We start from the raw sequence: 7,439 nt of genomic DNA, 5'->3' as shown, positions 1-7,439 counted from the left end.
ATGCAATTATTGCTGTGATGAGAGATTAACGACATTGATAGGTTGTAAAATAAACAATTAATTTTCTATCTATCCGATATGCGGTCAGTGATTAAAAGAAGTTCTTATAAGCGTTTTATATTTAATTACTTTTGAAAAAGTTGATCTTTGTTTGTTATTTGTTTCTTTTTTGTGTGTAAATTGTTTCGTAAGATGTGCATCTTAAATACAGCTGATATCAACAAAACAGACCATTTATTCGTCATTAAGTATGATTAACAGGGCTAAAATAGGGCCGTTGGCATAAATGTAACTTAGTGCAAATGTTCATAAACGCTAAAGTAAATGTAAAAATTTCATTAAAAGTTACCCATTGAAATAGATATTGTGTTACATTCTTTTCGTTTTACTGGCTAGTATCTCTGTGTCTCATTCGCAGAATTGTGTTACTTGTTAATAATAAAGGATATTAAGCACAATAAATTTTAGACGGATACTGATTATGGTCAGCTAATGTTTGCTAATAGTAAGGGGAAAATATCTTGACGGATCTGATTAACTTCATTAACAACATTCTTTGGGACTACGTATTAATATACTTGCTTCTTGGGGTTGGCCTTTACTTCACTATAAGATTTGGTTTTATACAACTTCGCCATTTTGGCCACATGTTTTCAGTCCTGAAACACAGCAAGAAATCAGATAAATCCGGCATCTCATCTTTTCAGGCTTTATGTACCAGCCTTGCGGCGCGCGTAGGGACCGGGAATCTTGCCGGAGTTGCGATTGCACTGACTGCTGGTGGCCCTGGGGCTATTTTCTGGATGTGGGTTGTTGCATTTATTGGTATGGCAACTTCCTTTGTGGAAAGCACGCTTGCTCAGTTGTACAAGACGAAAGACGATCAGGGAAATTATCGTGGTGGCCCAGCCTACTACATGGAGAAAGGGTTGAAGAAGCGGTGGATGGGTGTATTGTTTTCATTCTTCCTTATTATCGCGTTTGGTCTTGTATTTAATGCCGTTCAGGCAAACTCAATTGCACAAGCAGCTTCTTTTGCCTTCGATATCAATCCGTTATATGTCGGTATTGCGTTAGTCATTATTAGTGGTGTGATTATTTTTGGCGGTTTGCGCTCAATCGCGCGGGTTGCTGAATTAGTTGTTCCATTTATGGCGGGTGCATATTTAATTCTGGCATTCTGGGTTGTAGGTCATAATATTGAACGTATTCCTGAAGTATTTGCATTAATCTTTAAGAGTGCTTTTGGTCTTCAGGAAGCTGCGGCAGGAGCATTGGGTTATGGTATTTCCCAGGCAATGCTTCAGGGTGTTCAGCGTGGTTTGTTCTCGAATGAAGCGGGAATGGGTTCTGCGCCAAACGCAGCGGCTTCTGCTTCTCCATATCCGCCACATCCGGCCTCTCAGGGGTATGTGCAGATGTTGGGGGTATTTATGGATACGATCGTTATCTGTAGTGCTACAGCAGTCATCATTCTTTCTTCAGGCATCCTTAATGAGAATGTTACTGCCATCAGCGGAATTGAATTGACGCAACGTGCACTATCCTCCGCAGTTGGTCATTGGGGAACAACTTTCGTTGCCATTGCAATTTTCTTCTTTGCCTTTACATCAATTATTGCTAATTACGCTTATGCTGAAAGTAATATGATATTCCTTGAGCGTAACCATACCGCAGGTTTATTCATTTTACGTATTGCAGCATTAGCCATGGTGATGTTCGGTACAATGGCGGAAGTGCCTTTAGTCTGGAATATGGCAAACGTATCCATGGCCTGTATGGCTATTGTGAACCTGATAGCTATTTTCTTGTTATCAGGCATTGCGCTGAAATTGGCTAAAGACTATAACCAGCAGAGAAAAGCAGGGCAGTTACCAACATTTGATATTAATATGTATCCGGAACTCCAAAAGCAGATTGAAGAAGGCATTTGGGGTAATGAGCCGGCTCAGAAGAATCAAAAACGTAGTAGCTGAAATTAAGACCAATATTCATTATTAGTAAAATAAAATGAATAGACATATTAGCCGGATATTCCATATTTAATGGAAGTCCGGCTTTTATGTTATTGTAAAAACGGTATAACGCATAGCATTCCAGCCGATAAAAAGACAGCATCTACTCTAGTTTCATCTACTATATAGTGACATTATTCAATTTTTCTTCTGTTATTGTATAAATATGATGAGAAAAATCTTAGTAGGTGTGCTTATTACGCTGTTGATTGGTTGTAGTCGGCAATCCCCATTGGAAGAAAGGAATGATTATCTTATTGATCATTCTTATTCGTATTCGACAAAACAGAATATTGAATCAGTCAAGTTTCTGGTCGTACATTACACGGCCTTGAATGAGAAACGTTCTTTACGGGCTTTGACTGGCGGTAATGTCAGCGTCCAGTATTTGATTCCTGCTCATCCCAAATATAAAAATAATGAACCGATTATTTTTCAATTATCTTCTGAGGGAGAAAAAGCCTGGCATGCCGGCAGAAGTGAATGGAGGGGGTATAAAAATTTAAATAATTATTCCATCGGCATAGAAATAGTTAATTGTGGATTTAAAAAATACTTTTTTAAAAAAGAGTGGTGTGAATATCATCCAACACAAATAGATGCTTTGATTCGACTGGCAAAAGATATTATCCGTAGGCATAAAATTGAAGCTGTGAATGTGGTTGGTCATAGTGATATCGCCCCACTTAGGAAAGAAGATCCGGGGCCTGTTTTTCCATGGCATACTCTTTATGAAGAAGGGATAGGAGCCTGGCCTGATGCTGATACGGTCAGTAAATATTTAGCTGACAGAGCGCCAGATACGCCTGTTTCCGTTATCAGAATACAAAAAGCACTGGCTGTTTATGGGTATTCTATTCCTCAGACAGGTTATCTGGATGTGCATACACATAAAACGATCCGGGCATTTCAGATGCATTTTCGTCCATCAGATATTCAGGGTTATCCCGATGCAGAAACGGAAGCGATAGCATTAGCCTTAGTTGAAAAATATAAATTAAATGAAAACTAATCTCGTTGTGGTACTAAAAAAGTTAGTAAGGTAGCGGCCTGATATTGATGTCTGGCCGCATAACTTATCTTATGATTAGCAATTGTAAGACAGGTGTAATGGAAGTTTAACTCCAAGCTCTATATCTGTACTTTGACGAAAATCGTAAGGTGTAATGCCATATTCTTTACGGAACATATAAGTAAAGTGGGATTGAGAGCCGAAGCCAAAATCCAGCGCAATATCAAAAATGGGTTGGGAACTGTTCTTCAGAAGATGTACAGCACCAGCCAGACGACGTTGACGTATGTATTTACCCAGTGAGATCCCGGTGACTTCCTTGAATATTTTCTGCATGTGCCAAAGCGAATAGCCAGAGTAAGCAGCAAGTTCTTCAAGATGGATGACACGACCAAGGTGGTTTTCTATCCATTTACTCAGTGCGCATACAAGTGCTAAGTGATTATCCTGTGGCATTACAATTATAAATTGGTTAAAGGTGATGGGAAGTATACACAACTTCTTTTCAAGATTTTAGTTTTATACATAATCGACAATCGAGAGTTAATTTTACTCTTATCGGTCCTGAATATGCATTACAATCACAAGGGGACGAAGAGTGAATTAGTATGCATTTCCGGTATTTATTCTTTGTGAATGATGTTTTAATATTCATCTGATTTGAATGAGTAAACTAAATATTGGGTCAAAATTAGAGTCTGACACGATAGCAATAGTGTCAGGGCAGTTTGGGTATGATAGATCGCGCAAAAATTGAAGGAATCTAAGGTTTCTTCGGCCAGTTCAGGTCCAAAACGACAAATAAAATAGTTTAAACAGGTTCTATACCCAATGGATTTCGGGCTGAATCGTAGTGGTGGGTGAACTAAGCCAACACAGAAATGGCCTGAAAGACGACGGATATAATTATCGAAATAAGAGGACTAGATGACGGGGCATATACAACAGTCGACGCTTAAGCGTGGTTTAAAGAACAGGCATATTCAGCTTATTGCACTCGGTGGCTCAGTAGGAACAGGGTTATTTTTGGGAATTGCCCAAACGATCAAAATGGCCGGTCCTTCAGTGCTTCTTGGGTATGCTATTAGTGGTTTTATTGCATTCCTGATAATGCGCCAGTTGGGGGAAATGGTTGTTGCAGAGCCAGTAGCAGGTTCTTTTAGCCACTTTGCTTATAAATATTGGGGTAATTTTGCCGGTTTTCTATCCGGTTGGAATTACTGGGTTATGTTTATACTGGTTGGAATGGCGGAGCTCACAGCTGTCGGTATGTATATTCAATACTGGTGGCCTGAGATCCCGACGTGGGTTTCAGCAGCAATATTCTTTGTAGTGATTAACTCTGTCAATTTAATTAATGTCCGGCTTTATGGGGAGGCAGAATTCTGGTTCTCTATGATTAAAGTCGGAGCTATTATCGGCATGATCCTCTTCGGTTCTTATTTGCTCATTAGTGGAACAGGTGGGCCACAGGCCAGCGTAAGCAATTTATGGCAGTATGGCGGTTTCATGCCTAATGGTGCTGCGGGTCTGATCACAGCAATGGCCGTAATTATGTTTTCATTCGGCGGGTTGGAAACTGTAGGAATTACGGCTGCAGAAGCTGAAAATCCAGAAAAGAATATCCCGAAGGCAACTAATCAGGTTGTGTACCGTATTTTACTGTTTTATATCGGTTCGTTGTTCATTCTGTTGTCTCTCTACCCGTGGGTAAAAGTTGTTGAGGGCGGAAGTCCATTTGTTCTGATTTTCCATAACCTGGATAGCTTTTGGGTTGCTAATGCCTTGAATATTGTCGTGCTGACGGCAGCGCTGTCGGTTTATAACAGTGGCGTTTATTGTAACAGCCGAATGTTGTACGGCTTGGCTAAGCAGGGTAATGCACCACGTATTCTGACCAAAGTGAATAAGCGCGGTGTTCCGGTTTTATCAATTGCATTGTCAGCTTTGGCAACATCGATAGGTGTATTAATTAACTATGCTATGCCGGGTAAGGCATTTGAGCTTTTGATGGCATTGGTAGTAACAACCTTAGTTATTAATTGGATTATGATTTGTGTATCACACCTGAAATTCCGGGCTGCAAAGGATGCCGAAGGTGTTAAAACAAGTTTCAGAGCATTCTGGTATCCATTTGGTAATTTCCTGTGTCTGATATTTCTGGCTTGTATTCTTATTATCATCCTGACGATACCTGATATACGTATATCTGTTATCCTCATGCCATTCTGGATTGGAGCATTGTGGGTTGGTTATTTATTTTCCAGATCCAATAAAGCAAAGACATAACTTGATAGTTTTAAAATGAGCACACTTTTTCAGCCGGGCATAATGCCCGGCTGATTTTTTATAATGAATCTAATTTTATTAATCCCTGATAACAAAATTTTATTACGTGAGAAAACTATGTGAAAATTTAAACTACAAAAATTGCATATAAAATGAATGTTATCCATTTTCTCCATAAGATGTTTGCACTGAACTAATATCCGTGTAATAGGCTGCTTAAAGCTCAGTTCTTCCTGGGCTATAAACATGATGTCAGCTTCTGACATATTTAGATAATAAAGGACGTCTATAAATTGAATAAAATGGAATTTAACTGAACAATCTTTAATAAAGGATATACAAAATATAAACCAGCTGAATTTGGAGCAGTCATATTACACTCTCAGGTGTTAATAAATATACTCCATTCTTTTATTGCTTCTTCAATAAAGTTTAAAAGTTATAACTCTCTGCTGTATCTCTTAATAAGCGTGATAAACAGAATTATATATCAAAAAAATCAAAATACTTTCCTAGGGTTAAAATTCTATTTCCTTGTTAATTCATGGTGTTATGTGATATAAATACTTCTGGTTGACGTTAAATAAAAAGCAGATATTAATAATTTGAAATATGTGCTTTAGCTCGTGCCGCTGAAAAAAATGGCTTGCGATTATATAAAGAGTATGTGATAAAACACATGGGTAAACGAAGTACTGTTTCTGTTAATGAATAGCAGCAATGAATACGGGTTCGTTTCTTTTTAATGCCAATCGGCTAATAAAGTGATTCAAAGGAAATTTTTGAAATGGCAAAAATCACTGGTACTGTGAAGTGGTTCAACGAGTCTAAAGGTTTTGGTTTTATTACTCCAGCTGATGGCAGCAAAGATGTATTTGTACATTTTTCTGCAATTATGAAAGATGGATTTAAAACATTGTCTGAAGGCCAACAAGTTGAGTTTGAAATTCAGGATGGTCCTAAAGGGCCTGCTGCTGCAAACGTGACAACTTTATAGTAATAAAAAGTAATAAAAAGTAATAAATTTATTTTTGCTGGTATCTTCATGACCAGCTGAATATATATCGTTAATCTGTTTCATTATTTGACGATAACATATTGCAAATATCACTCTATTGGGATACTAATAGAGTGATTTTTATTTTGGCTCGGGGCGTTCTTAAGTGAACTGAGAAGTACCCGTATTACCTGATCTGGATAATGCCAGCGTAGGGAAGTCTCGGTATATCCCATATCCGATAGATCTTGAAAAGGCAACTTGAAAGAGAATGGGTATTCTGATTGCCGCTGTTCCTGAGCTGGTCGCAGGAATCATCATCATGTCAATTCATTCATTGACCATTGCAGGAACTGATCCTAGCGGTGGTGCCGGCATTCAAGCCGATTTGAAAACCTTTTCTGCACTTGGCGTTTATGGCACAACCGTAATTACCGCTCTCGTTGCGCAAAATACCACCGGAGTTCAAGCCGTTTACGATATTGCCCCCAGTTTCCTTGCTGCTCAACTTGAGTCTGTGCTTTCAGATGTCAGGATAGACAGTATTAAAATTGGCATGTTATCGAATGTTGCTAATGTAAAAGTTGTCGCGGAAATGCTGCATCGTTACCCAGTTCCTTACACTGTGCTGGATACAGTGATGCTGGCAAAGAGCGGAGATCCGTTACTGTCGGAAGAAGCGGCCACAGCCATGACAGAGTTACTACTACCTGCTGTTTCCTTAATTACTCCTAACTTACCTGAAGCGGCAGCGTTATTGAAATGTTCTTCTGCGGAAACAGAAGATGAAATGTTACAACAAGGGCGAAAATTATTATCAATGGGTTGTCAGGCTGTTTTGTTGAAAGGAGGGCATCTAACCGACGGAGAAAGTCCTGACTGGTTGTTTACGCCTGAAGGAGAATGGCGTTTTACTGCTTCCAGAGTTAATACCCATAATACACATGGCACGGGTTGTACTTTGTCGGCGGCTCTTGCTGCATTACGACCACGTTATGAAGATTGGCAGAGCACAGTGCCAGTTGCAAAAGCCTATTTACAGAATGCCTTAGTGCAGGCAGATAAATTAGACGTGGGAAAAGGGATAGGGCCGGTACATCATTTCCATCAATGGTGGTAGTTACTG

General features: G+C 39.2%; 6 protein-coding genes and 1 riboswitch. Of the genes, 5 read left to right on the top strand and 1 reads right to left on the bottom strand.

Features of this window, described 5'->3' with window-relative positions; translation table 11 throughout:
* Positions 1-521 precede the first annotated feature (521 nt).
* Entirely contained in the window at positions 522-1,976 is a 1,455-nt protein-coding gene (locus AACX38_RS08255; RefSeq protein ID WP_228863954.1) for an alanine/glycine:cation symporter family protein, read from the top strand.
* 208 nt (positions 1,977-2,184) lie between these two features.
* On the top strand, positions 2,185-3,027 hold the full coding sequence (locus tag AACX38_RS08250) for an N-acetylmuramoyl-L-alanine amidase (protein ID WP_193757302.1): 843 nt from the start codon (positions 2,185-2,187) through the stop codon (positions 3,025-3,027).
* A 75-nt stretch (positions 3,028-3,102) separates the two neighbouring features.
* Here AACX38_RS08250 and AACX38_RS08245 read toward each other — a convergent pair whose 3' ends face one another.
* Complete coding sequence (locus AACX38_RS08245) at positions 3,103-3,483, bottom strand: helix-turn-helix domain-containing protein (RefSeq protein ID WP_228863953.1); 381 nt, start codon at positions 3,481-3,483, stop codon at positions 3,103-3,105.
* A 471-nt stretch (positions 3,484-3,954) separates the two neighbouring features.
* On the opposite strand from AACX38_RS08245, the gene AACX38_RS08240 reads away from it, so the two are divergent.
* From AACX38_RS08240 to thiD, 3 genes are all read left to right on the top strand, one after another.
* Positions 3,955-5,316 carry an amino acid permease gene (locus tag AACX38_RS08240; protein ID WP_099123579.1) on the top strand — a complete coding sequence of 454 codons (1,362 nt, stop codon included), beginning with the start codon at positions 3,955-3,957 and terminating at the stop codon, positions 5,314-5,316.
* Between the two features lie 787 nt (positions 5,317-6,103).
* Positions 6,104-6,313, top strand: a complete 210-nt coding sequence (gene cspE / locus AACX38_RS08235) for a transcription antiterminator/RNA stability regulator CspE (RefSeq protein WP_038269841.1) — start codon at positions 6,104-6,106, stop codon at positions 6,311-6,313.
* 142 nt (positions 6,314-6,455) lie between these two features.
* Positions 6,456-6,548: riboswitch (TPP riboswitch) on the top strand.
* An 87-nt stretch (positions 6,549-6,635) separates the two neighbouring features.
* Positions 6,636-7,433 (top strand): bifunctional hydroxymethylpyrimidine kinase/phosphomethylpyrimidine kinase, encoded by a 798-nt coding sequence (thiD, locus tag AACX38_RS08230; RefSeq protein ID WP_255712027.1) that lies wholly within the window; start codon positions 6,636-6,638, stop codon positions 7,431-7,433.
* The last annotated feature ends 6 nt before the right edge of the window (positions 7,434-7,439 follow it).

Source organism: Xenorhabdus sp. PB30.3, from assembly GCF_963895965.1.
GTDB classification, from domain to species: Bacteria; Pseudomonadota; Gammaproteobacteria; order Enterobacterales; family Enterobacteriaceae; genus Xenorhabdus; species Xenorhabdus stockiae.
Note: the sequence above shows the minus strand (reverse complement) of the source record. Positions and strands in the feature narration are given on the sequence as shown.